This window comes from Micromonospora sp. LOL_014 (genome assembly GCF_048060245.1).
Classification (GTDB): Bacteria; Actinomycetota; Actinomycetes; order Mycobacteriales; family Micromonosporaceae; genus Micromonospora_E.
Map to the genome: position 1 here is coordinate 33,192 of NZ_JBHMIP010000026.1, position 22,211 is coordinate 55,402.

Annotated in this window: 21 protein-coding genes, 2 tRNA genes, 1 other RNA gene and 2 pseudogenes; 17 read left to right on the top strand and 9 right to left on the bottom strand. The window is 71.4% G+C overall.

Annotation, left to right across the window (positions count from 1 at the left end; all coding sequences use genetic code 11):
- Positions 1–12: 12 nt before the first annotated feature.
- Positions 13–852 (top strand): annotated as a pseudogene (locus tag ACFHW1_RS21750) (DMT family transporter); the annotation flags it as partial.
- Positions 853–984: 132 nt separating this feature from the next.
- Here ACFHW1_RS21750 and ACFHW1_RS21755 read toward each other — a convergent pair.
- Entirely contained in the window at positions 985–2,058 is a 1,074-nt protein-coding gene (locus ACFHW1_RS21755; RefSeq protein ID WP_416616011.1) for a PHP domain-containing protein, read from the bottom strand.
- Between the two features lie 63 nt (positions 2,059–2,121).
- Between ACFHW1_RS21755 and mtnA the strand changes: the two genes are divergently transcribed.
- Positions 2,122–3,111: an S-methyl-5-thioribose-1-phosphate isomerase gene (gene mtnA / locus ACFHW1_RS21760; protein ID WP_416569254.1), complete on the top strand. Its 990-nt coding sequence runs from the start codon at positions 2,122–2,124 to the stop codon at positions 3,109–3,111.
- Positions 3,112–3,158: 47 nt separating this feature from the next.
- Here the strand turns inward: mtnA and ACFHW1_RS21765 are convergent, their stop codons facing one another.
- Positions 3,159–4,175: a prephenate dehydrogenase gene (locus tag ACFHW1_RS21765; protein WP_416556599.1), complete on the bottom strand. Its 1,017-nt coding sequence runs from the start codon at positions 4,173–4,175 to the stop codon at positions 3,159–3,161.
- Between the two features lie 235 nt (positions 4,176–4,410).
- On the opposite strand from ACFHW1_RS21765, the gene ACFHW1_RS21770 reads away from it, so the two are divergent.
- The 4 genes from ACFHW1_RS21770 (at position 4,411) to ACFHW1_RS21785 (ending at position 6,349) form a co-directional block, all read left to right on the top strand.
- A complete protein-coding gene (locus ACFHW1_RS21770; protein ID WP_416556618.1) occupies positions 4,411–4,743 on the top strand; it encodes a hypothetical protein in 333 nt (110 codons plus the stop codon).
- A gap of 23 nt (positions 4,744–4,766) precedes the next feature.
- Positions 4,767–4,967, top strand: coding sequence for a hypothetical protein (locus ACFHW1_RS21775; RefSeq protein ID WP_416556600.1), 201 nt, complete (start codon positions 4,767–4,769; stop codon positions 4,965–4,967).
- A 193-nt stretch (positions 4,968–5,160) separates the two neighbouring features.
- Entirely contained in the window at positions 5,161–5,790 is a 630-nt protein-coding gene (locus tag ACFHW1_RS21780; RefSeq protein WP_416556601.1) for a tRNA adenosine deaminase-associated protein, read from the top strand.
- Positions 5,791–5,875: 85 nt separating this feature from the next.
- Positions 5,876–6,349 carry a nucleoside deaminase gene (locus tag ACFHW1_RS21785; protein ID WP_416616024.1) on the top strand — a complete coding sequence of 158 codons (474 nt, stop codon included), beginning with the start codon at positions 5,876–5,878 and terminating at the stop codon, positions 6,347–6,349.
- Between the two features lie 41 nt (positions 6,350–6,390).
- Here the strand turns inward: ACFHW1_RS21785 and deoD are convergent, their stop codons facing one another.
- Positions 6,391–7,098: a purine-nucleoside phosphorylase gene (gene deoD / locus ACFHW1_RS21790; protein WP_416556602.1), complete on the bottom strand. Its 708-nt coding sequence runs from the start codon at positions 7,096–7,098 to the stop codon at positions 6,391–6,393.
- A 90-nt stretch (positions 7,099–7,188) separates the two neighbouring features.
- Here deoD and ACFHW1_RS21795 point away from each other — a divergent pair.
- Positions 7,189–7,278: transfer RNA gene (locus ACFHW1_RS21795), tRNA-Ser, on the top strand.
- A 78-nt stretch (positions 7,279–7,356) separates the two neighbouring features.
- Here the strand turns inward: ACFHW1_RS21795 and ACFHW1_RS21800 are convergent.
- Positions 7,357–7,638: a hypothetical protein gene (locus tag ACFHW1_RS21800; RefSeq protein WP_416556603.1), complete on the bottom strand. Its 282-nt coding sequence runs from the start codon at positions 7,636–7,638 to the stop codon at positions 7,357–7,359.
- Positions 7,639–7,753: 115 nt separating this feature from the next.
- Entirely contained in the window at positions 7,754–7,972 is a 219-nt protein-coding gene (locus ACFHW1_RS21805) for a hypothetical protein (RefSeq protein ID WP_416556604.1), read from the bottom strand.
- A gap of 329 nt (positions 7,973–8,301) precedes the next feature.
- On the opposite strand from ACFHW1_RS21805, the gene ACFHW1_RS21810 reads away from it, so the two are divergent.
- Positions 8,302–8,844 carry a hypothetical protein gene (locus ACFHW1_RS21810; protein WP_416556605.1) on the top strand — a complete coding sequence of 181 codons (543 nt, stop codon included), beginning with the start codon at positions 8,302–8,304 and terminating at the stop codon, positions 8,842–8,844.
- 193 nt (positions 8,845–9,037) lie between these two features.
- Here ACFHW1_RS21810 and ACFHW1_RS21815 read toward each other — a convergent pair.
- Positions 9,038–9,122, bottom strand: a tRNA-Ser gene (locus ACFHW1_RS21815).
- An 87-nt stretch (positions 9,123–9,209) separates the two neighbouring features.
- On the opposite strand from ACFHW1_RS21815, the gene ffs reads away from it, so the two are divergent.
- The 9 genes from ffs to ACFHW1_RS21860 all read left to right on the top strand — a co-directional run bounded on the left by ffs (position 9,210) and on the right by ACFHW1_RS21860 (position 19,027).
- An RNA gene (ffs, locus tag ACFHW1_RS21820) (signal recognition particle sRNA small type) lies at positions 9,210–9,300 on the top strand.
- 109 nt (positions 9,301–9,409) lie between these two features.
- Positions 9,410–11,791: a DNA polymerase III subunit gamma and tau gene (locus tag ACFHW1_RS21825; RefSeq protein ID WP_416616025.1), complete on the top strand. Its 2,382-nt coding sequence runs from the start codon at positions 9,410–9,412 to the stop codon at positions 11,789–11,791.
- Positions 11,792–11,928: 137 nt separating this feature from the next.
- Complete coding sequence (locus ACFHW1_RS21830; RefSeq protein ID WP_416556621.1) at positions 11,929–12,237, top strand: YbaB/EbfC family nucleoid-associated protein; 309 nt, start codon at positions 11,929–11,931, stop codon at positions 12,235–12,237.
- Between the two features lie 10 nt (positions 12,238–12,247).
- On the top strand, positions 12,248–12,841 hold the full coding sequence (recR, locus tag ACFHW1_RS21835) for a recombination mediator RecR (RefSeq protein ID WP_416556606.1): 594 nt from the start codon (positions 12,248–12,250) through the stop codon (positions 12,839–12,841).
- Between the two features lie 238 nt (positions 12,842–13,079).
- On the top strand, positions 13,080–14,741 hold the full coding sequence (locus tag ACFHW1_RS21840; protein ID WP_416556607.1) for an ABC transporter substrate-binding protein: 1,662 nt from the start codon (positions 13,080–13,082) through the stop codon (positions 14,739–14,741).
- 140 nt (positions 14,742–14,881) lie between these two features.
- Positions 14,882–15,886, top strand: a complete 1,005-nt coding sequence (locus tag ACFHW1_RS21845; RefSeq protein ID WP_282232636.1) for an ABC transporter permease — start codon at positions 14,882–14,884, stop codon at positions 15,884–15,886.
- A gap of 79 nt (positions 15,887–15,965) precedes the next feature.
- Positions 15,966–16,937, top strand: a complete 972-nt coding sequence (locus ACFHW1_RS21850) for an ABC transporter permease (RefSeq protein ID WP_416556608.1) — start codon at positions 15,966–15,968, stop codon at positions 16,935–16,937.
- Between the two features lie 3 nt (positions 16,938–16,940).
- On the top strand, positions 16,941–17,939 hold the full coding sequence (locus ACFHW1_RS21855) for an ABC transporter ATP-binding protein (protein ID WP_416569250.1): 999 nt from the start codon (positions 16,941–16,943) through the stop codon (positions 17,937–17,939).
- Positions 17,936–19,027 (top strand): ABC transporter ATP-binding protein, encoded by a 1,092-nt coding sequence (locus ACFHW1_RS21860; protein WP_281552757.1) that lies wholly within the window; start codon positions 17,936–17,938, stop codon positions 19,025–19,027. Before ACFHW1_RS21855 ends, ACFHW1_RS21860 begins: the two co-directional genes overlap by 4 nt.
- A gap of 40 nt (positions 19,028–19,067) precedes the next feature.
- Here the strand turns inward: ACFHW1_RS21860 and ACFHW1_RS21865 are convergent.
- The 3 genes and pseudogenes from ACFHW1_RS21865 to leuA all read right to left on the bottom strand — a co-directional run.
- Positions 19,068–19,310: pseudogene (locus ACFHW1_RS21865) on the bottom strand (hypothetical protein); the annotation flags it as partial.
- Positions 19,311–19,404: 94 nt separating this feature from the next.
- The gene (locus tag ACFHW1_RS21870; protein ID WP_416556610.1) at positions 19,405–20,115 is read right to left on the bottom strand and encodes an HNH endonuclease family protein; all 711 of its coding nucleotides are present in this window, start codon (positions 20,113–20,115) and stop codon (positions 19,405–19,407) included.
- A gap of 96 nt (positions 20,116–20,211) precedes the next feature.
- Positions 20,212–21,909, bottom strand: a complete 1,698-nt coding sequence (leuA, locus tag ACFHW1_RS21875) for a 2-isopropylmalate synthase (RefSeq protein WP_416590197.1) — start codon at positions 21,907–21,909, stop codon at positions 20,212–20,214.
- Between the last annotated feature and the right edge of the window lie 302 nt (positions 21,910–22,211).

Below are 22,211 nucleotides of genomic sequence, written 5' to 3' on the forward strand. Positions count from 1 at the left end.
GGGGGAACGGGAATGCAGGAACCCGGTTCGGCCGGCCCACCACCCGGTCCCCGGCTCGCCAGCTGGCTGCCCGGCTTTCTGCTGCTCGCCGGAATCTGGGGCACCAGTTTCCTGCTGATCAAGATCGGCATCGCCGAGCTGCATCCGATCCACGTGACCCTGGCCCGGGTCGCCGCCGGTGCGCTCACCCTGCTGATCGTGTTGCCACTGATCGGCGACCGGCTGCCCCGGGATCCGTGGCTGTGGCTGCACCAGTGCGTCGTCGCGGCGGTCGGGGTCGCCCTGCCGTTCACCCTCATCGGGTACGGGGAGCAGCGGATCCCGTCGCTGCTCGCCGGCATCTGGAACGCCACCACCCCACTGATCGCCCTGCCGCTGGCGGCGCTGGTGTTCCGCACCGAGGCAATGACGGCCCGCCGGCTGGCCGGCACCGGGTTGGGCTTCGTCGGCGTGCTGGTGGTGCTCGGGGTCTGGCAGGGCGTCGGCGGGGGACAGTTCGCCGGGCAGCTGATGTGTCTCGGCGCGGCCGCCTGCTACGGCGCGACGATCCCGTACCAGAAGCGGTTTGTCGCCGGCCGGTCCGACAGCGGCGTCGCGCTCGCCGCGACCCAGCTGATCCTGGCCACCGGCCAGTTGGCCGTCGTCGCACCGATCGTTGCCGGGGCCCCGCCGACGCCGACCCGGCTCTCCCCGGCGGTGATCGTGAGCGTGCTGATTCTTGGGGCGGTCGGCACCGGACTGGCCTTCGTGATCCACATGCGCAACATCCGGCTGGTCGGCGCCAGTACGGCGGCTACGGTCACCTATGTCGTGCCGGTCGTCGCGGTCGCGGCCGGGGTGTCGGTCCTCGGCGAGCGGCTGGTCTGGCACCAGCCGGTCGGGGCGCTGATCGTGTTGGCCGGAGTGGCCATCGCACAGGGCACCGGGCCGCCCCGAACGGCCCGTTCCGGCCCGCTGCCCGGCGGCCCGCTGCCGGACAGCGGTTCAGTGATGGGCAGCGGCCCAGTTGACCAGCTCCCCGGCCGACCAGGTGTTGACCACCCGGTCGGCATCGACACCGCAGAGCGCGGCCCGGGCGCACCCGAACCGCTGCCAGTCGAGCTGACCCGGCGCGTGGGCGTCGGTGTCGATGGCGAACAGGCAGCCGGTCTCGACCGCTAGCCGGATCAGCCGCTTCGGCGGGTCCTGCCGCTCCGGCCGGGAGTTGATCTCGACGGCCTTGCCGTGTTCGGCGCAGGCGGCAAAGACCGCTTCGGCATCGAAGTCGCTTGGCGGCCGGGACCGCCGTCGGTGGCCGCGGTCGCCGGGGCCGATCACCCCCGGCGGCCGGGACGTCACCATCCGACCGGTGCAGTGACCGAGGATGTCCAGCCGGGGGTTGGCGACCGCGGTCAGCATCCGTCGGGTCATCCGCGCCCGGTCGTCACGCAGATTGGCGTGCACCGAGCCGACCACCACGTCGAGCCGGTCGAGGAGTTCGTCGGACTGGTCGAGGGAGCCGTCCGGCAGGATGTCCACCTCGATGCCGGTCAGGATCCGGAACCCCTCCGGCAGGGCGGCGTTGAGCGCCGCGACGTGGTCGAGTTGGCGCCGCAGACGGACGGCAGTCAACCCGCGGGCGACCGTGAGCCGGGGTGAATGATCGGTCAGCACCAGGTACTCGTGGCCCAGCTCGACCGCGGCCAACGCCATCTCCTCGATCGGCGAACCGCCGTCGGACCAGTCCGAGTGGGTGTGGCAGTCGCCGCGCAGCGCGGCGCGCAGTGCCGCCGCCGCCTCGTCCAGGTCGGTGCCCTCGGTAGCCAGCAGCCGGCGCAGATAGACCGGCTCCTCGCCGGCCAGCGACTCGGCCACACACCGGGCGGTCACCTCGCCTACCCCGGCGAACTCGGTCAACGTGCCGGTATCAGCCCGCTGCGACAACTCGGCAGCGGGCAGTCCGGCCAGTGCCGTGGCGGCGGACCGGAACGCGCGTACCCGGTAGGTCGCCTCGTTGGCCCGCTCCAGCAGGAAAGCGATCCGACGAAGGTCGGCGATCGGGTCCCGGGCATTGCTCACACCGGTCACCATAGGCCCCTTCGGCGGTACTGTCGCCCGGCCGGAGCCGACTAAGGTCGTCGCATGCGGACCATCGACTGGGTCGACGACGCCATCGAGATCATCGACCAGACCGCGTTGCCGGACCGGACCACCGTACTGCGGCTGTCCACCGTCGAGGAGGTGGTCGACGCGATTCGGTCCCTGGCGGTACGCGGCGCGCCGGCGCTCGGCGTTGCCGGTGCACTCGGAGTGGCGCTGGCCAGGCGGCTGCACCACGACGAACCGGACCGGCTGGCCGCCGCCGTCGACCGGCTGCGCACCGCCCGGCCGACCGCGGTCAACCTCGCTCGGGGCGTCGACCGGGCGGCGGCCCGGCTCGCGGAGAGCCCGTCGGCCGTACTCGCCGAAGCAGTGGCCCTACGCGACGAGGAGGAGGCGGCGTCGGTGGCGATGGCCCGGCTCGGGGCCGACCTGCTCGGGCAGCTCTGCCCGCCCCGGTGCCGGCTGCTGACCCACTGCAACACCGGCGCGCTGGCCACGGTTACCGGAGGAACCGCGCTCGGGGTCGTCGTCGAACTGCACCGACGCGGCGGGCTGGAATCGGTGATCGCCAGCGAGACCCGTCCGCTGCTGCAGGGTGCCCGGCTGACCGCCTGGGAACTCGACCGGGCGGGGGTCGACTTCCGGGTCGCCGTTGACGGGGCCGGGCCGTTCCTGATGGCCCGTGGCCGGGTCGACGCGGTCGTCGTGGGCGCCGACCGGATCTGTGCGAACGGCGACACGATCAACAAGATCGGCACGTACGCCCATGCGCTCGGCGCCCGGCGGGCCGGACTGCCGTTCGTGGTGGTCGCTCCCGAATCGACGGTGGATCCGGCGACCGCCACCGGCGCACAGGTCGAGATCGAGGACCGGGGATCCGCCGAGGTGGTCAGTTTCGCCGCTGCCCGGACCACGCCGGCCGGGGCCGGCGCGGTCAACCCCGCCTTCGACGTGACGCCCGCCGACCTGGTGACCGCCGTTGTCACCGACCGCCGGGTGATCCGGCTCGACCGGGGCGAACAAATCTGAGCCGCCGCCGGTAGAAAGCCGGTCCACCGCCGGCCAGCCGGGCCGGGTCAGTCGACCGGCGCCGGCCGGACCGCCGTCACGGTACGTCGGTCCTCGGCCACGGCGGTGATCCAACCGCCGGCTCGCCCCAGCCGCAGCAGCGCGTCCGGCCGGGCCGGCAGCTCCAGCGGCCGGCCCGGCTGTGGTGGCCAGCCGCCCCGGGCCGAACTGCCCGGGGTCAGCCAGGGCACCAGAGCCTGCACCGGGTCTTGCGCGTCCAGCGCCGCCCGGGCCGCAGTCAGGGTGGCGAGCACCTCGTCCAGGGCGGCCCGGACCGCCCCGGCGTTGCCGCCGCACATCGCCGCCACCAGCTCCGGCCGGCTGGCTGCGACCCGGGTGCCGTCCCGAAAGGACCCGGCGGCCAACGACCAGGCGAGCGGGTCCGTAACCGCGGTGGCGGCCAGGGCGGTCGCAAGCAGATGTGGTACGTGGCTGATCGCCGCGACGGCCCGGTCGTGCTCCTCGGCGGTGGCCGGTACCACCCGGGCGCCCAGCCCGGTCACCGCTGTCGCCACCGTCAGCCAGTCGTCGACCGAGGTCACCGGCGGCTCCAGGCAGAGCACCCAGGCGCAGCCGGTGAACAGTTTCGGATCGGCGGAGGTGAACCCGGAGGTCTCCCGACCGGCCATCGGATGGCCGCCGACGAACCCGGCGGTCCGGTCGTGCTGGCGGTGCAGCCGCCGGTCGACCAGCCGCCGCACCGGCTCCTTGACCGAGGTGACGTCGGTGACCAGCCCGGAGTAGCCGACCGCGGCGATCTCGTCGAGTACCGGACCCACCGCCGGCAGCGGCACCGCCAGCAGCACCAGATCGGCGTCGGCCACCGCGTCCCGTACCGTCGGGGCGACCTGCCAGCGCGCGCCGGGTGCCGCCCGCGCGGCGGCGGTACGCGCGGTGGCCCGGGTCGCGGGATCGGCGTCGTACCCGAAAACCCGGTGTCCGGCGGCGGCGAACGCGCGCAGCGCCGAGCCGCCGATCAGCCCCAGCCCGATCACCGCCACTCGCACGCGGTGACTCTGCCACATCGAGCCAGGGCGCGGTCGGGCAGCCGTCGTCGGTACGCTGACTTGGCACGTTGGTGGACCGACGCGAGCCGCCGCCCCGGCCGCAGGAGGGAGGGACGAGATGCCGGACCGGCCGATCGACTGGCCCTCACCCGCACCGACCAGCCCGCCGGGTTGGCCCGGTGTGCCGGCCGGCTGGCACCCGCCGGTGGCCGGCTGGGGTTCACCACGTGGGCAGCACCCGTACCCGCCGGGGATGTTTCCGGCCGCGCCCGCATGGCCACCGGCCCCGTCCCGGCCGACCTACCGGGAGCCGCACCCGGTACGCCCGGGAGCCGTCGCGCTCGGGGCGCTGGCCACCGCGCTGTGGCTGCTGCTGACCGGCCTGATCGGCCAGGACCTGCGCGGGTACGCCCTGTCGACGCTGCTCTGCGGCGCACTCGCCTGGGCCGTCGCGATCCTGCTCGCCCGGGTCGGCGACCGGGGCGTGGCGACCGGCATCGCACTCGCCATGTCGGCCGGCTGGAGCATCACGACTGTGGCGCTCGCCACACACTGGGCGGCGACCAGCGACTGGCCACTGTGGTGACCGGCGGTGGGCGGATTCCGGGCTTGACGAACACGGCGGCGGTCGGCACGCTCGGCGGCATGGCCAACACCGGGCACCGGCTCGATTCCGAGCGGAATCGGCGCCGACTGCAAATCCTCGCCGAGCTTGCCGGCGCCAAGCTCGGCCGCGAACGGATCCGGCCCCGTAAGGTCCGAGGGCAGCAGTTGCGCGAGTTGATTGCGGCCCGCCGACTGGTCAACTGACCGAACGCCTCATCTGACCGAACGTCGACGCGCTGAGGCGCGCCCGTCCCTGCCGGTCAGTGACTGTTCGGGGCGTTGCGGGGTCAACGACCGACCTGAGCCGATACCGTCATTCTGACGACAGAATCGGCGGTCACCGACGGCGGCGGGGATGCCGCGCCGCCCGGTAACCGCAGGGACCATTGGGGGGACCGTGCCCTATTTTGCTGCCGCTGCCGTACGCGGCCCGGCCGGTTGGTCCGGCGCCGAGCTCGACCTCGGTGGGGTCGCCGACATCGACGAGGTGGTCGACCGGCTTCGTGAGGTCGATGCCGACGCCGAGGTGTCACTGCTGTTCGTCGAATCGGACGACAGTTACCTGGTGATCCTGCGCCTCGACGAGGGCGAGGATCTGCGAATCTTCAGTTCGGACGCCGCGTTCGCCGAGGAGTCGCGGCTGGGCGCGCTGCTGATCGGCGACATCCGTACTCCGGCCGTCGAGGTAGACCTCGAACCGGTCGTGGTCGGTGCCGGCGGCGGCTCGATGTCCGCCGCCGCTGCCGCACCGGCCGGCTCCCGTGCCGGTGGGTACCTGGTCGGCGACCCGTTGGACGACTCCGACGACGTCGACGCGTTGGCCGACGAGGAGGACGACGATGAGCCGGCCGCCGACCCGGACGCGGAGCCGGTCGGGGACGCCGACCTGCTCGCCGATCTCGGCCTGTCGGCCCGACGGCTGCTGGCACTGTGCGCCCGTGACGGCATGCTGCCGGCCGACGTGACCGCCGAGATCTGCCAGACGGTCGGCTGCGGCGACGAAATCGAGGAGTTGCGCGAGGCATGAGGCCGGGCGGGGCGACGGCGTGACCGGGCGGGGCGACGGCGTGCCGACGGCCCGGCGGCACCGCGACCCGCTGCACGAGAGCTGGATGCGGCGGGCGTTGTCGGTGGCCGGCGGGTCGACCGCCGGCGCCCGCCCGGTCGGTGTGCCGCCCGGCACGGCAGAGGTAACCGTCGGTGCGGCTGACGTGCCGGTCGGTGCGGTCGTCTACGACGCGGCCGGCCACGAACTCGCGGTCGCCCACAACGAACGCGAACTGACCGGCGACCCGACGGCGCACGCCGAGATCCTCGCGCTGCGCCGGGCCGCCGCCCGGCTCGGCCGGTGGCGGCTCGACGGGTGCACCCTGGTGGTCACCCTGGAACCGTGCACCATGTGCGCCGGCGCGGTGGTGCTGGCCCGGATCTCGACCGTGGTCTTCGGCGCGTGGGAGCCGAAGACCGGTGCCGTCGGATCGCTGTGGGACGTCGTGCGCGACCGCCGCCTCAACCACCGGCCGACCGTGTACGCCGGGGTGCTGGCCGACGAGTGCGCCGCTGCGCTGCGGGCGTTCTTTCGCTGAGCCGGGCGGCCCGCCGGTATCGTCGGCCGAACCCGGTGGCGTCAGGCGATCGCGGTGTCCAGTGCGATGCGTACCATCTCGCTGAAGGTCTGCTCCCGGTCGTCCGCGCTCATCTTCTCGCCGGTACGGATGTGGTCGCTCACGGTGAGGATGGTCAATGCGCGGGCCCGGAACCGGGCGGCGATGGTGTACAGCGCCGCAGTCTCCATCTCGACCGCCAGCACCCCGTAGTCGGCCAGCGTGTCGTACAGGTCCGGCCGGTCCGTGTAGAACGAGTCGGCGGCCAGGACCGGGCCGACCCGCAGGTCGACACCGTGCCGGTGGGCCGCGTCGACCGCCGTACGCAGCAGACCGAAGTCCGCCACCGGGGCGTAGTCGACCAGCCCGGCGAACCGCACCCGGTTCATGTTCGAGTCGGTCGACGATCCATTGGCCGCGATCACGTCCCGCAGTTGCAGATCCTCGGCCAGCGCGCCACAGGAGCCGACCCGGATCAGCGTCCGGACCCCGTACTCGTTGATCAGCTCGTGGGCGTAGATCGACGCCGACGGCATGCCCATTCCCGACCCCTGCACCGACACTCGCGTCCCGGCGTATCGGCCGGTGAAGCCGAACATGCCGCGCACGTTCGAGTAGCAGGTGGCGTCCTCGAGGAAGTTCTCGGCGATCCACTTGGCGCGCAGCGGGTCTCCGGGCATGAGGACCCGCTCGGCGATGTCGCCGGGCTTGGCTCCGATATGCGTGCTCATGGCCATGATCCTGCCAGTGCGGCCGGTGCTGCCCACGCTCGGGCGGTACCGCCGTGACGGTCGGCAGGCGCTTCAGGTAGCCTACTCGGCGGTGGTGTGTCCGAGTGGCCTAAGGAGCACGCCTCGAAAGCGTGTGAGGGTTCACGCCCTCCGCGGGTTCAAATCCCGCCGCCACCGCCACTGAGCAGGCGACCATCCTGCTAGTTGAACGCCCGGCAGGTCCGCGAGGATCGGCCGGGCGTTTCGGCGCACCGGTCCTCATCGGTCGGCGATCAGCTCGACGACGGCGCTGGCGATCCGGTCGATCGCCGCAGAGTCGGCCAGCAGGGCGTCGACCCGCTCGTCAGCGGCCGGTCCACCACCGGGTGACCGGTCCATCTCCTCGGCACCCGTGCCGGCGGCGAACTCCTCGAGCAGCCGGCTCTTCCCGACGCCGGCCTCACCGCCGAGGAAGACCGTCGCGGCGGCACCGCCCGCCGCCTCGGTCAGCAGTCCGGTCAGCCGGGGCGTGCTCCGCGGCGCGGCCGATGAAAGAGCCACCCGCGCCGCCGCGTGCCACATCGTATTCGGTGGCCGATGCCGACTCGGTGGTCACGGAGGATTCCGGTCCGGTCGGCTGGACGCGATGGTGTGCCGTTGCGCTGTGTCGTCTGGGCTAACGACAATCGTCGCGGTCATCCGGCTCCGGAATCGATTCCACGGTACGACGGCGGTCGTCGACGTTCTCGGCCAACTCGTCAGGGTCCGCACCGCCGGCCACAGCGGCCTGCCGCGCCGCGCCGAACTCGGCGGCGAGTAGTTCGATCATCCGTCGTCGGGTTTCGGCTGGTAGCCCTTCATCTGGCACCGGTCCGCCGGATCGATCGTCGATCATCGAGACCTCAGTGCATCGATGGTCTTCCCTGTCTTCTGTGCTGCAGGTCTGACTGACGTGACCTGACCCGGCGGCTGGGTCCGATGCTGATACTCCAGGCGAAGAGCTGTGCGAACGCTGCTGGCCGGTCCCATGCCGGTAGCAGCGACGAAATCTGCTGAGTAGGCTCATGAACCGCTGCGCTCCATCGACGCGACACGCCGGAGACGGTCAGCTGAGACGCATCCGATCAGGTGCCTGCAGTCGCCGGTGGCCCGATCTCGTGAAGCCGGCTGAGAATGGTGGGCTTAAAGTCGACCGGTGTGGAGTGGGGCGAGTCGCGCATTAGGGTGTCGATCTGGTTAGCCGTCGGCGGTGCGCTGCTGGTGCCGGCTGCGGCTCTCACCAGGGCGGCTGGGTACCGGTCCCTGGACGATGGCGCATCGAGGGCGGCGACCAACGCAGAGTTGTTCGATCTGGCGGCGGTGCACCATCGGACCGCGTGGTGCGCCTTGCTACTGGCGAGTATGGGCGTGACCGCCGCACTGGTCGGCCTGCTGCTGCTGACCGGGCCCGGCGAGGTGGTGGCCAATCCTCGGTTGCTGGGCTGGGCGGTGGTCAGTGTGCTGATAGCTGGCTACCTCTGCTGGCTGGCGGTCCAGGCGTTCCTGCCCACCGACGGGCTCCAGGAGCTCATCGTGGCGGATGCCGTGCCGACGCAACGGCGGGTTCTCGCGCTGGTCGAGAGTGCTCGGACGTACCCCTACCCGGTGATCGGTCGCACCGGCGGGCTAGCGGTGACGGCCTGGGCCGCCGTACATGTGTGGGTTGTGGCGCGACTGCCAGTGGTGCACCGATTCCGCCGCAGACCAGGTAGCGACCCTTGCCATTGAACCTCGGCAGGCGTAGCCGCTCGACCAGGCAACGGGGTCTCCTGCGACACAGGCCATTCGCGGAATGATTCTGAACGTCGGTGGCTGACCTCGTCGTGTAGCGGCAGGGAGCGTCCCAGACGCCGAGGCGTGCGAACGCCGCTGGCCGGTCCCGTCTCGGGACCGGCCAGCGGCGTTGTGGCTGCTCAGTGAGCGGAGGATACGAGATTCGAACTCGTGAGGGTGTGAACCCAACACGCTTTCCAAGCGTGCGCCCTAGGCCTCTAGGCGAATCCTCCGCCCGACACGATACAGGCTGCGGACGTGGCGGTCAGCACGGGCCGGGGTCGCCGACGGCCGCCCACCGCCCGGGGTACAGTGGGGCCAACCCCTCGTGCGGCGTGCATCTCGTGAACCTCCCCAGGGCCGGAAGGCAGCAAGGATAAGCGAGCTCTGGCGGGTGCACGGGGGGCCTTTCGTCTCCGGGCCGGCCGGGGGACCTGCCCCCGGGGTGGCGGTCGCCGGCCCGCCCGCGCAGAATGGCTCCCGGCGTGGAACCCTGCCTGGTCGGAAGGAGGCGGTGAGGGTGGCACTGGCGCTCTACCGCAAGTACCGGCCGAGGACGTTCGCCGAGGTCATCGGCCAGGAGCACGTCACCGAGCCGTTGTCGCAGGCGTTGCGGACCGGGCGGCTCAACCACGCGTACCTCTTCTCCGGGCCGCGCGGGTGCGGCAAGACCTCCAGCGCCCGAATCCTGGCCCGCTCGCTCAACTGCGAGCAGGGGCCGACGCCGGAGCCGTGCGGCAAGTGCGACTCGTGCCGCGCCCTGGCCGCCGACGGCAGCGGCTCGATCGACGTTATCGAGATCGACGCGGCCAGCCACGGCGGCGTCGACGACGCCCGTGAGCTGCGCGAACGCGCCTTCTTCGCGCCGGCCAGCAGCCGGTTCAAGATCTACGTCATCGACGAGGCGCACATGGTCTCGTCGGCCGGCTTCAACGCGCTGCTCAAGCTGGTCGAGGAGCCGCCGGACTATGTCAAGTTCATCTTCGCCACCACCGAGCCGGAGAAGGTCCTCGGCACGATCAAGTCGCGGACCCACCACTACCCGTTCCGGCTGATCCCGCCGGGGGTGCTGCGGCCGTACCTGGAGCAGCTCTGCTCCGCCGAGGGTGTCAAGGTCGACCCGGCGGTCTTCCCGCTGGTGGTGCGGGCCGGCGGCGGTAGCGCCCGGGACAGCCTGTCGGTGCTCGACCAGCTGATCGCCGGTGCCGGCCCGGAGGGGGTCAGCTACCCGCGGGCGGTGGCCCTGCTCGGCGTCACCGACAGCGCACTGCTGGACGAGATGTGTGACGCCCTCGCCGCCGGCGACGGTGCCGCCGCCTACGCGACCGTCGACCGGGTCGCCGAGGCCGGGCACGACCCCCGCCGGTTCGCCTCCGACCTGTTGGAGCGGTTGCGGGACCTGATCGTGCTGCAGCAGGTGCCGGACGCGGTCAGCAAAGGGCTGATCGACGGGCCGCCCGACCAGATCGACCGGATGACCGCCCAGGCCGAGCGGCTCGGCCCGGCGACCCTGTCACGGTGCGCCGACACCGTGCACAACGGCCTGGTGGAGATGCGCGGCACCACCGCGCCCCGGCTGCTGCTGGAGCTGGTCTGCGCTCGGATGCTGCTGCCCGGGGCCGAGGAGTCGACCGGGGCGCTGCTGCAGCGGATGGAGCGGATGGAGCGTCGGCTGGCAGCCGGCGTACCAATGGCTGCTGCTGCGCCGGTGGCCTCCGCTCCCGCCGCCGCGCCGACCGCCGGCCCCGCCGTGGCACCGGCCGGACCACCAGCCGCCGCGCCGCCTCCCGCTGAAATGCCGGCCGCGCCGCCGGCGGTTGAGCGACCACCGGCCGCCGCGCCGGCCGTACCGCCGGAAGCGGTGATGCCCGACCCGGCCGTCGCCGAGCCGCAGCCGGCCCCGGCCGCGCCGGGCGCGCTCGACGCGGCAACCGTCCGGCGGTCCTGGGACCAGATCCTCGCCATGGTCGGCAACCGGAGCAAGCGGGCCGCCGCGGTGGTCCGCGAGGCGACGGTACGCGAGGTCGACGGTGACGTGCTGGTGCTCACCTTCCGGCACAGCGTGCACGCCACCATGCTGTCCGCCTCGCCGGACCTGCTGCTCGAAGCCATCTACGAGACGCTCGGGGTTCGGTGGCAGATCCGCTGCGAGACCGCCGGTGCGGCGTCCGGTCCGGCCCGGGCCAGCTCGGCCCGGTCGGGCCCGGTGCCACCCGCCGCCGGCCCACCTGCCAACGGTCCGGCCACCGCCGGCCCGCCGGCCGCCACCCGGTCGGCTGCGGCCAGCGCCGCCCGCGCGGCGGCTTCGGGTAGCGGGGCTGCCGGCCGGCCGGGTGCGAGCCGCCCCGGTGGTCGCCAGCCGGCCGGCGGCGGTGACGACTCCGACTGGCCGGAACCGGCCCGACCGGGCGGCGGCAACGCCCCGCCGGTGAACGACCGCCCGTCCGGTGGTGGCCCACCGCCGGGCGGCACCAGGCAGGCCGCTAACGGTGCCCGACCGGGTGGTGGGGGCGCGTCCACCGGCCCTGGGCCGGGGCACCGGCCGGCACCGACGCAGCAGAGCGGCCCGGGGCAGCAGAACGGCCCGGCGTCGCGGTCGGTCGGTCGGCCGGCGACCGCGACGGCTGGCCGACCGGCACCGTCGGCGGGGGGCGGTGTCTGGGCCGACGGGTCGTCCGCCGAGGAGCCGCCGTACGACCCGGACTACGACGGGCCGGTGCGGTCCGGCGCCGCGTCCGGGCCGCCGCGCGGCCCCGTCTACGAGGGCTTCGACCCGGGTGACGAGCCGCTGGACGAGGTGGTGGACGAGCAGACCGCCCGGCAGAGCAGCGAGGAGCAGGCGATGCAGTTGCTGCGTCAGGCGCTCGGCGCGGAGAAGATCGGCGAGATCGATTCGCGGTGACCGAGACCGATTCGCGGTGACCAGGTGTGCGGCTTCCGTGCCGGGCGCTGCTGATCCGGCGGGACGGACTAGGCTGGCCACGGTCCGGCCACACTGATCGAAGGAGCGGTGCCGTGCGCCCCGGTGGACAGCCCAACATGCAGCAGATGCTGAAGCAGGCGCAGAAGATGCAGCAGCAGATGGCGACCGCTCAGGCCGAGCTGGCCGAGGCGGAGGTCACCGGCGCGGCCGGCGGGGGCCTTGTCACGGTGACCCTTTCCGGCGTCGGTGAGATCCGGTCCATCAAGATCGACCCCAAGGCGGTGGACCCGGCGGACGTGGAGACGCTGGAGGATCTGGTGCTGGCCGCGGTCCGTAACGGCAACGACGAGGTCCGCAAGCTGACCGAGGAGAAGATGGGCCCGGTCACGGGCGGCCTCGGCGGTCTCGGGCTACCCGGGTTCTGAGCCGCCGCAGATGTACGAAGGCGCTATCCAGGACCTGATCGACGAGCTGGGCCGGCTGCCCGGCGTGGGGCCGAAGAGCGCCCAGCGGATCGCGTTCCACATTCTCTCCGCCGACCCGGCGGACGTCACCCGGCTGGTAACCGCGCTACGCCGGGTGAAGGACCTGGTCAAGTTCTGCACGGTGTGTTTCAACGTGGCGGAGACCGAGCACTGTCGGATCTGCCGCGACCAGCGGCGCAACGACGACGTGCTGTGTGTGGTCGAGGAGCCGAAGGACGTCGTGGCGATCGAGCGCACCGGTGAGTTCCGGGGACGCTACCACGTGCTCGGTGGGGCGATCAATCCGTTGGAGGGGGTCGGCCCGGACAACCTGCGGATCCGGGAGCTGATGCTGCGATTGGGCTCGGGGACGGTCAAAGAGCTGATCCTGGCCACCGACCCGAACACCGAGGGCGAGGCGACCGCGACCTACCTTGCGCTGCTGGTGAAGCCGATGGGGATCGCGGTGTCCCGGTTGGCCAGTGGCCTGCCGGTCGGCGGCGACCTGGAGTACGCCGACGAGATTACCCTGGGCAGGGCGTTCGAAGGCCGGCGCTCGGTCTGACACCGGGCCGGCGAAACACGCGAAACATGTAACAACTTGGTATAGCTCAATTCTGGACATATCTGACCTATCATCGGCGCTGTAAGGTCCGATCGTCGTTGACGGGACAGTTAAGACACGATCCGGTACCAACCGCGTTCCGGCTGGTTTCCGGTCGCGCCGAACGCCGGCTATGGTCTCGCCATCGGTGACCCCCGTCACTACGTTGTCCGTACCCAAAGGACGAGGTGAAGCACCCATGCGTGCACCCAGGCCGAAGGCCGCCATCGCGGCCGTCGCGGTCGCGGCGCTTGCCCTAGCCGGCTGCGCCGAGAGCGAGCGTGACGACTCCGGCGATTCCAGCGATGCCACCCTGGTCTTCGGCGTAGCCGGTGACCCGAAGGTCCTCGACCCCAGCTTCGCCAGCGACGGCGAGTCGCTGCGGGTGGCCCGGCAGATGTTCGAGACCCTGGTCCGTCCCGAGGAGGGCGGTACGGCGATCACCCCCGGTCTGGCCGAGAGCTGGACCCCGGACGAGTCCGGCACGGTGTGGACGTTCAAGCTGAAGTCCGGCGTCAAGTTCCACGACGGCACCGACTTCAACGCCGAGGCGGTCTGCGTCAACTTCGACCGCTGGTACAACGCGACCGGCCTGATGCAGAGCCCCGACGTCACCGCCTACTGGCAGGACGTGATGGGCGGCTTCGCCAACAACGAGAGCGAAGACCTGCCGGAAAGCCTGTTCGAGTCGTGCACCGTGGTCGACGACACCACCGTGGACCTGGCCTTCACCCGGGTGTCCAGCAAGATCCCGGCGGCCCTGATGCTGCCGTCGTTCTCCATCCACTCGCCGACGGCGCTGCAGGAGCACAACGCCAGCGACGTGACCGGCAGCGCCGACGACATCTCCTACCCGGCGTACGCGTTGGAGCACCCCACCGGCACCGGGCCGTTCAAGTTCGACAGCTGGGACATCGCCAACAAGACCCTCACCCTGGTCCGCAACGACGACTACACCGGTGAGAAGGCGAAGGTCAAGACGCTGATCTTCCGGACCATCTCCGACGAGAACGCCCGTAAGCAGGAGCTGCGCAACGGCGGCATCCAGGGCTACGACCTGGTCGGCCCGGCCGACGTGCAGCCGCTCAAGGACGACGGCTTCAACGTGCTCACCCGTCCGGCGTTCAACGTTCTCTACCTGGCGATGAACCAGCAGGGCAACCCGGCGCTGGCCGACATCCGGGTCCGGCAGGCGATCGCCCACGCGCTGAACCGTCAGGCGCTGGTCGACTCGAAGATGCCGCCGGGTGCCGAGGTCGCCACCCAGTTCGTCCCGCCGACCGTCGAGGGCTGGAACTCCGGCGTCACCACCTACGACTACGACGTGGCCAAGGCCAAGGAGCTGCTGGCCGACGCCGGCCACTCGGACCTCACGCTGCGGTTCCACTACCCGACCGAGGTCACCCGGCCGTACATGCCGAACCCGAAGGACATCTTCGAGCTGCTCGCCGCCGACCTGCGGGAAGCCGGTATCACCGTCGAACCGATCCCGCTGAAGTGGTCGCCGGACTACCTCAACGCCACCACCTCCGGCAACGCGCACGACCTGCACCTGCTCGGCTGGACCGGTGACTACGGCGACGCGTACAACTTCATCGGCACGTTCTTCGACCGGCCCAAGGACGAGTGGGGCTACGACAACCCGGACCTGTTCGCCAAGTTCGCCGAGGCCGACGGCACCGCCGACATCGAGGCCCGCTACGAGCTTTACAGGGGCATCAACGCCGAGATCATGGAGTTCCTGCCGGGTGTGCCGGTCTCGCACTCCCCGCCGGCGATCGTCTTCGCCGAGGACGTGATCGGGGTGCAGGCCAGCCCGCTCACCGACGAGCGGTTCGCCACCGCCGAGTTCAAGTCCTGAAATCCACGAATGCACTAGCGAAAATCCACGAGTGAACTAGCGAACGGAACGAGGGCGGGCGTCGGCCGCCACCCGGGCCACCAGTCCGGGTGGCGGCGGCGCCCGCCCACGCGACCCTCCACACCCCCTGCCGAGGCACCGTGTTCCGCTTCATCGTCCGACGACTGCTCCAACTCGTACCCACGCTGTTCGGCCTCTCCTTGCTGCTGTTCATCTGGCTGCACCGACTGCCCGGCGGCCCGGAGTCCGCGATCCTCGGTGAACGCGGCACCCCGGAGATGCGCGCGGCGATCCGTCGCAACCTCGGGCTCGACGAGCCGATCCTGATCCAGTACGGCCGGTTCATGAAGCGGCTGCTGCAGCTCGACCTCGGCACCTCGATCTCCACGAAACGTGAGGTCACCACCGAGTTCCTGCAACGCTTCCCGGGCACCGTCGAGCTGACCGCCGCCGCCATGCTGATCGCGATCGGCGTCGGCATCCCGCTCGGCTACCTGGCCGCCCGCCGCCGCGGGACCCTGCTCGACCACGGATCGGTCGCCGGATCGCTGATCGGCATCTGCGTCCCGGTCTTCTTTCTGGCGTACGTGCTGAAGGCGATCTTCGCGGTGAACCTCGGCTGGTTCCCGTCCAGCGGCCGGCAGGACCCCCGCATCGACGCCACCCGGGTGACCAACTTCTTCGTGCTGGACGGACTGCTGACCCGGGAGTGGGATGCCTCGCTCAACGCGCTGTGGCACCTGGTGCTGCCAGGGTTGGCCCTGGCCAGCATTCCGCTAGCGATCATCGTCCGGATCACCCGGGCCAGCGTGCTGGAGGTGCTCGGCGAGGACTTCGTCCGTACCGCCCAGGCCAAGGGCCTGACCGGCCGGGTGATCCGCCGCCGGCACGTGCTGCGCAACGCGATGCTGCCGGTGGCCACCAGCATCGGCCTGCTCACCGGTGGGCTGCTGTCCGGTGCGGTGCTCACCGAGACCGTGTTCGCCTTCGGCGGCATCGGAGCGTTCGTCGCCGACGCCATCAGCCAGCGGGACTACCCCGTACTGCAGGGCTTCATTTTGATCATCGCGTTGGTCTACGTACTGGTGAACCTGTTGGTCGACATCTCCTACACCTTCATCGACCCGAGAGTGCGGGTCCGGTGAGCGGGCGGTTGACCGGTAGTACGGGGTGGACAGGACTGCGGCGAGCGTGGCCCGCAGCCGCGCGGACGGAGGCGGCCCGATGAGTGACCTACTGAGCCCGGGGCGGAAGAAGGCGAAGCTGGACCGGCTCGCCGAGCTCTCCGCGGCGCACGACGACGAGCGCGGTGTCAGCCTCTGGCAGGAGGCGTTCCGCCGGCTGCGCCGCAACCCGGCGGCGATCGTCGGCACCGTCATCCTCGGCGTCTTCCTGCTGGTCGCCCTGGTCGGCCCGTTCCTGGTGCCGTACGATCCGGCGGCGCAGCTGTGGAAGGACGAGATCCGCGAGGCGCAGGCCTTCTACCCGGGGCCGCGCGCGGCCAACTGGTTCGGCGTGGACCATCTCGGCCGCGACGAGTTCAGCCGGATGATCGTCGGCGCCCGGCAGACCCTGCTGGTCGGCGTCGTCGCCACCATGATCGGGCTGACCGTCGGCACGCTGATCGGTGGCCTCGCCGGCGCCGCCGCCGGCCTCGGCGGGCGGTGGGGCCGCTGGGTGGACACCGTACTGATGCGGATCGTCGACATGCTGCTGGCGCTGCCCAGCCTGCTGCTGGCGATCAGCATCGCGGCGCTGCTCGGGGCCAGCCTGACCACCGTCATGATCGCGGTCGGCATGGTCTCGGTGCCGATCTTCGCCCGGCTGCTGCGCGGCTCGATGCTCGCCCAGTCGAACAGCGACTACGTCCTCGCCGCCACCTCCCTGGGGGTCCGGCGAAGCAAGGTGGCGCTGACCCACATCCTGCCGAACTCACTCGCCCCGGTGATCGTGCAGTCCACGCTCACCCTGGCCACCGCGATCATCGAGGTGGCCGCGCTGTCGTTCCTGGGGCTGGGCAACCCGGACGCGTCGATCCCGGAGTGGGGGGTGATGCTGGCCGACGCGCAGCGCTACCTGGACGCCGCGCCCCGGCTGGCGATCCTGCCCGCGCTGGGCATCATCATCACCGCGTTGGGCTTCACCCTGTTGGGCGAGGCGATGCGCGAAGCCCTCGACCCGAAACTGCGGAAGTGAGCCATGGCGCTGCTCGACGTGGATGAACTGGCGGTCACCTTCGCCCGGCGGGGGCAGCGGACCGTGCACGCGGTCGACGGGGTGTCCTTCTCGGTCGACGCCGGTGAGGTGACCGGGCTGGTCGGCGAGTCCGGCTGCGGCAAGAGCGTCACCTCATTGGCCATCATGGGGTTGCTGCCGGCCGGCAAGGGCGTGCGGGTCCAGGGCAAGGCCGCGTTCGACGGCACCGACCTGCTGCAGCTCGATCCCCGGGCGATGCGGGACGTACGCGGCCGCGACGTGGCGATGATCTTCCAGGATCCGCTCTCCTCGCTGAACCCGGTGGTACCGATCGGTGTGCAGGTCACCGAGGTGCTGGTCCGGCACCGGGGAATGCGCGGCGAGGCCGCCCGGCTCGAGGCCGAGCATCTGCTGGACCGGGTCGGCATTCCGGACCCCACCCGCCGGTTGAAGGAGTACCCGCACCAGCTCTCCGGTGGGATGCGGCAGCGGGCGCTGATCGCGATGGCGGTCGCCTGCCAACCCCGGCTGCTGATCGCCGACGAGCCGACGACCGCGCTGGACGTGACGATCCAGGCGCAGATCCTGGAACTGCTCAAGGACCTGGTCCGCGAGTCCGGCACCGCACTGGTGATGATCACCCACGATCTGGGGGTGGTTGCCGGCATGTGCGACACGATCAACGTGCTGTACGGCGGTCGGGTGGTCGAGACAGCCCGCCGCCGACCCCTGTTCGTGGCGCCGCGCCACCCGTACACGGTGGGCCTGCTCGGCTCGATTCCCCGGCTCGACGCGGGCCACGGCCAGCGACTGCGACCCATCCCCGGCTCGGTCCGGGACCTGCTGCCCTGGCTGGACGGCTGTGCCTTCGCGCCGCGCTGCGCCCGCCAGGTGGACGCCTGCCTCGGCGCCGCGCCGCAGCTGCGCCGGGAGCCGGACGGGCACGCGTTCCGCTGCGTCAACCCGCCCGAGACCGACGACACGGTGGAGGCCGCCCGGTGAATGAGCCACTGGTCGAGGTCCGCGACCTCAAGGTGCACTTTCCGATCACCCGGGGCGTCCTGCTGGACCGGGTCGTCGGGCACGTCCGAGCGGTCGACGGGGTGGACCTGCGGATCGCCCGGGGCGAGACGTACGGCCTGGTGGGCGAGTCAGGCTGCGGCAAGTCGACGCTCGGCCGGGCCATCCTGCAGCTGACCCCGCCGACCGGCGGCGAGGTGGTCTTCGACGGAGTGACGTTGAACCGGCTGCCGGCGGCCAAACTCCGCACCATGCGCCGCCGCTTCCAGATGATCTTCCAGGACCCGATGTCCAGCCTGGACCCCCGGCAGAACGTCGAGTCGATCCTCGTCGAAGGGCTGCAGGCGCACGACATCGGCGCCGACCGCACCGAGCGCCGACGAATTGTCGGCGAAGCGCTCGACGCGGTCGGCCTGCCCCGCTGGGCGCTGTCCCGCTACCCGCACGAGTTCTCCGGTGGCCAACGGCAACGGATCGGCATCGCCCGCGCGCTGGTCCTCGGTCCGGAGCTGATTGTCGCCGACGAACCGGTCTCCGCCCTGGACGTGTCGATCCAGGCCCAGGTGATCAACCTGCTCGACGAGCTGCAGATCGAACGCGGCCTCACCTACCTGGTGATCGCCCACGATCTGGCGGTGGTCCGCCACATCTCGGACACCATCGGGGTGATGTACCTCGGCGCGCTGGTCGAGGAGGCACCCGGGGACCAGCTCTACCGCGAGCCGCTGCACCCGTACACCCGGGCGTTGCTGTCGGCCGTGCCGGTGCCGGACCCGGAGGTGGAGGACCGCCGGGAGCGGATCCTGCTGGCCGGGGACCTGCCGTCGCCGGCGAACCCGCCGGCCGGCTGCCGATTCCACACCCGGTGCCCGTGGGCGCAGCCGACCCGCTGCGCCGACGAGCGGCCCGTGCTGCGCGAGATCGGCCCGTCCCGGGTGGCCTGCCACTGGGCCGAGCAGATCGCCGCCGGGTCGCTGCGCCCACACCGGACGAGTCCGGAAGCGGTCGCCCCCGCCGGTGCCGGCACCGCGCCGGCCACCGTCTCCGCCCCGCACGAACCGCTGCCGTAGCCGTTCGCGCGAGCCGCTGCCGTACGGGTTGTCCGCAGTTTCAGCCGTCCGGGCGGTGCAGCAGGCCGACCGCGATGGCGTGTACGGCGTCCAGGCCGGCCGGGTCGGCCAGGTCGGCCCGGCCGCCGGTCACCACGTACCACTCCGCGGCGTCCTTGTACTGCACGCGGAGGGTGACCTGGCCGGCGGCGAACTCGGTGCGCAGCGTCAACTCGCCGGTGATCACACCGACCTCGTCGGTCATCACCCCGCCCGGCCCGGTGACGATGTCCCGGGTACGGCTCGACTCCACCGGCTCGCCCATGGTCAGCTCCTGTCCTCTCATCGGCCACCCGTACCGCCGTCACCGACCGGTCGGTGTCAACGACCGGTCGCGGTCACGGACAGGTGGTCAGCATGTCAGCCAGCGCCGCCTTCTCCGGCTCGGTGACCGACAGCTCCCAGTAGTGCTTGACCGTGATCCAGTCCTGGGCGTACTGGCACCAGTAGTCCCGGTTCGGTGGCTTCCACTGCGACGGGTCCTGGTCACCCTTTGCCCGGTTGGTCGACGCGGAGACCGCGATCAACTGCGGGCGGTCCAGGTCGTTGGCGAACTCGCGGCGCTGGTCGTCGTCCCACTCGTCGGCACCGGAGCGCCAGGCGTTGGCCAGCGGGACGATGTGGTCGATGTCGAGGTCGCCGGGGTCGGTGAAGGACTCGCCGTCAAACGCGCTGAGCCACTGTCCGCCGACCACGTTGCAGCCGTCCAGCTCGATCGCCGTGCCGTCGCGTTCCAGGACGGTGTCCCGCACGTCGCAGTTGCTGCCGGCGGAGCTCCAGTGCGGGAAGTGGTCCCGGCTGTAGCCCCGCATGTCACCGGCGGACGCCACGGTCAACTGGTCGAGCAGCGCGGACGCCTGATCAGCGGAGCCGTCGCCGGAGCCGTCTGCCGACCCGCCGGGCGGCGTGGCGGTGGGGGAGCCGAGGGTGATGTCGACGGACCCGCAGCCGGCGGTCGCGACGAGCGCCAGGGCGGCGGCTACCGCGACCGCCGCCCGGCGCGGATCGAATCGGATGGTCCAGGGACGCTGTCGAAAAGGGGTTCGCACCTGCTTAGCTTGCGGGTGCCGGGCGGTCAGCGCCAGGCACCCGCCGTTCCGGCGTTTCGCCGGAACCTAAGTGGATCTTGGCTCGGTGCCGCCGGCTCAGCCGGCGCGTCGGCTGCGGTTCACCGCGCTGGTCACTGCCCGCACCGAGGCGATCACGATGTTCGAGTCCAGCCCGACACCCCAGACCGTACGGTCGCCGACCTCGCACTCCACGTACGCCGCCGCCTGCGCGTCGCCGCCAGCGGAAAGCGCGTGCTCGTGGTAGTCCAGCACCCGCACGCTGACGTTCACCGCCTGCAGCGCGTTGACGTATGCGTCGATCGGGCCGTTGCCCGCCGAGTCCAGGGTGTGCCGGACGCCGTCGACCACGACCACCGAGGTCGCTTCCACCTTGCCGTCGACCGTGCTTGTCGCGTACGACTCCAGGGTCACCGCCGGCCCGGTCCGCTGACCGCCGAGGTACTCGTCGGCGAAGATGTCCCACATCCGCTGCGGCTCGATTTCGCCGCCGGAGTCGTCGGTGACGGCCTGCACCACGCCGGAGAACTCGATCTGCAGCCGCCGGGGCAGGTCCAGGTTGTGTTCCTGGCGCATCACGTACGCCACCCCGCCCTTGCCGGACTGCGAGTTGACCCGGATCACCGCCTCGTAGGTGCGCCCCACGTCACGCGGGTCGATCGGCAGGTACGGCACCCCCCAGGAGTGGTCGTCGACCTGGACGCCGGCTGCGTCGGCGTCGGCGGCCAGCGCGTCAAAGCCCTTGTTGATGGCATCCTGGTGGGAGCCGGAGAACGCGGTGTAAACCAGGTCCCCGGCGTACGGGTGCCGCTCGTGCACCGGCAGCTGGTTGCAGTACTCGACGGTCCGCTTGATCTCGTCGATCTGGCTGAAGTCGATCTGTGGGTCGACACCCTGGCTGAACAGGTTCAGCCCCAGAGTTACCAGGTCGACGTTGCCGGTGCGTTCACCGTTGCCGAACAGGCAACCCTCGATCCGGTCCGCGCCGGCCAGCAGACCCAGCTCGGCGGCGGCCACGGCGGTGCCCCGGTCGTTGTGCGGGTGCAGCGACAGCACCACACTCTCCCGCTGTGGCAGCCGCCGGTGCATCCACTCGATCGAGTCGGCGTACACGTTGGGGGTGGCCATCTCGACGGTGGCCGGCAGGTTGATTATCAGCGGCCGGTCCGGGGTCGGCGCGATCACGTCGATGACCGCGCTGCACACCTCCAGCGCGTAGTCCAGCTCGGTGCCGGTGTACGACTCGGGGGAGTACTCGTAGAAGATGTCGGTGTCCGGGGTGTGGATCTCGGCGTACTTCTGGCACAGCCGCGCCCCGGTGGTGGCGATGTCGGTGATCCCGGCCTTGTCCAGGCCGAAGACCACCCGGCGCTGCAGCACCGACGTCGAGTTGTAGAAGTGCACGATGGCCCGCTTCGCGCCGCGCAGCGACTCGAAGGTCCGGTCGATCAGATGCTCCCGGCACTGGGTCAGCACCTGGATCGTGACGTCCTCGGGGATCAGGTCCTGCTCGATCAGCTGCCGGACGAACTCGAAATCGGTCTGGCTGGCCGCCGGGAAGCCGACCTCGATCTCCTTGTAGCCCATCTGCACCAGCAGCTGGAACATCCGGCGTTTGCGGTCCGGCGACATCGGGTCGATCAGCGCCTGGTTGCCGTCACGCAGGTCGACGGCGCACCACCGGGGCGGCTGCTTGATGCGGCGGGTTGGCCACTGCCGGTCGGGTACGTCGACGGCGAACTGCTGGTGGTAGGGCTGATAACGCTGGTACGCCATCCGGCTCGGCTGCTGCCGGGCGATCGGATCGGTGGCGGGCTGGTCGGTGGCGACCCGATCGGTGGTGGGCTGGACGTCGACGGACTGCCGTGCTGGGCCGGCGGTTGGCTGTGCCATGGTGCGATCTCCTGGTCTGGGACGGTCCCGCGCTGTCGCGTCCGCCGGCCGGCGGCGGCACCTCGGTCCGGTCGGCCGGCAGGGCCCGGCGGCGATCCGGTCGCGGTGGCCGCGTCGGTCATGGTGGCCGTTTCGGTCGCGGTGGCCGCGTCGGTACGGCGAAGGGCGGCGGCCCGGTTCGGTCA

Excerpts from the sequence above, each read along its gene's own strand:
- ACFHW1_RS21830 (WP_416556621.1), top strand. The coding sequence starts at position 11,929 with ATGCAGCAGATGCTGAAGCAGGCGCAGAAGATGCAGCAGCAGATGGCG.
- leuA (WP_416590197.1), bottom strand. The coding sequence starts at position 21,909 with ATGGCGTACCAGCGTTATCAGCCCTACCACCAGCAGTTCGCCGTCGAC.
- ACFHW1_RS21785 (WP_416616024.1), top strand. The coding sequence starts at position 5,876 with ATGCGGCGGGCGTTGTCGGTGGCCGGCGGGTCGACCGCCGGCGCCCGC.
- ACFHW1_RS21840 (WP_416556607.1), top strand. The coding sequence starts at position 13,080 with ATGCGTGCACCCAGGCCGAAGGCCGCCATCGCGGCCGTCGCGGTCGCG.
- ACFHW1_RS21850 (WP_416556608.1), top strand. The coding sequence starts at position 15,966 with ATGAGTGACCTACTGAGCCCGGGGCGGAAGAAGGCGAAGCTGGACCGG.
- ACFHW1_RS21855 (WP_416569250.1), top strand. The coding sequence starts at position 16,941 with ATGGCGCTGCTCGACGTGGATGAACTGGCGGTCACCTTCGCCCGGCGG.
- ACFHW1_RS21765 (WP_416556599.1), bottom strand. The coding sequence starts at position 4,175 with ATGTGGCAGAGTCACCGCGTGCGAGTGGCGGTGATCGGGCTGGGGCTG.
- recR (WP_416556606.1), top strand. The coding sequence starts at position 12,248 with ATGTACGAAGGCGCTATCCAGGACCTGATCGACGAGCTGGGCCGGCTG.
- ACFHW1_RS21770 (WP_416556618.1), top strand. The coding sequence starts at position 4,411 with ATGTTTCCGGCCGCGCCCGCATGGCCACCGGCCCCGTCCCGGCCGACC.
- deoD (WP_416556602.1), bottom strand. The coding sequence starts at position 7,098 with ATGAGCACGCATATCGGAGCCAAGCCCGGCGACATCGCCGAGCGGGTC.
- ACFHW1_RS21805 (WP_416556604.1), bottom strand. The coding sequence starts at position 7,972 with ATGATCGACGATCGATCCGGCGGACCGGTGCCAGATGAAGGGCTACCA.
- mtnA (WP_416569254.1), top strand. The coding sequence starts at position 2,122 with ATGCGGACCATCGACTGGGTCGACGACGCCATCGAGATCATCGACCAG.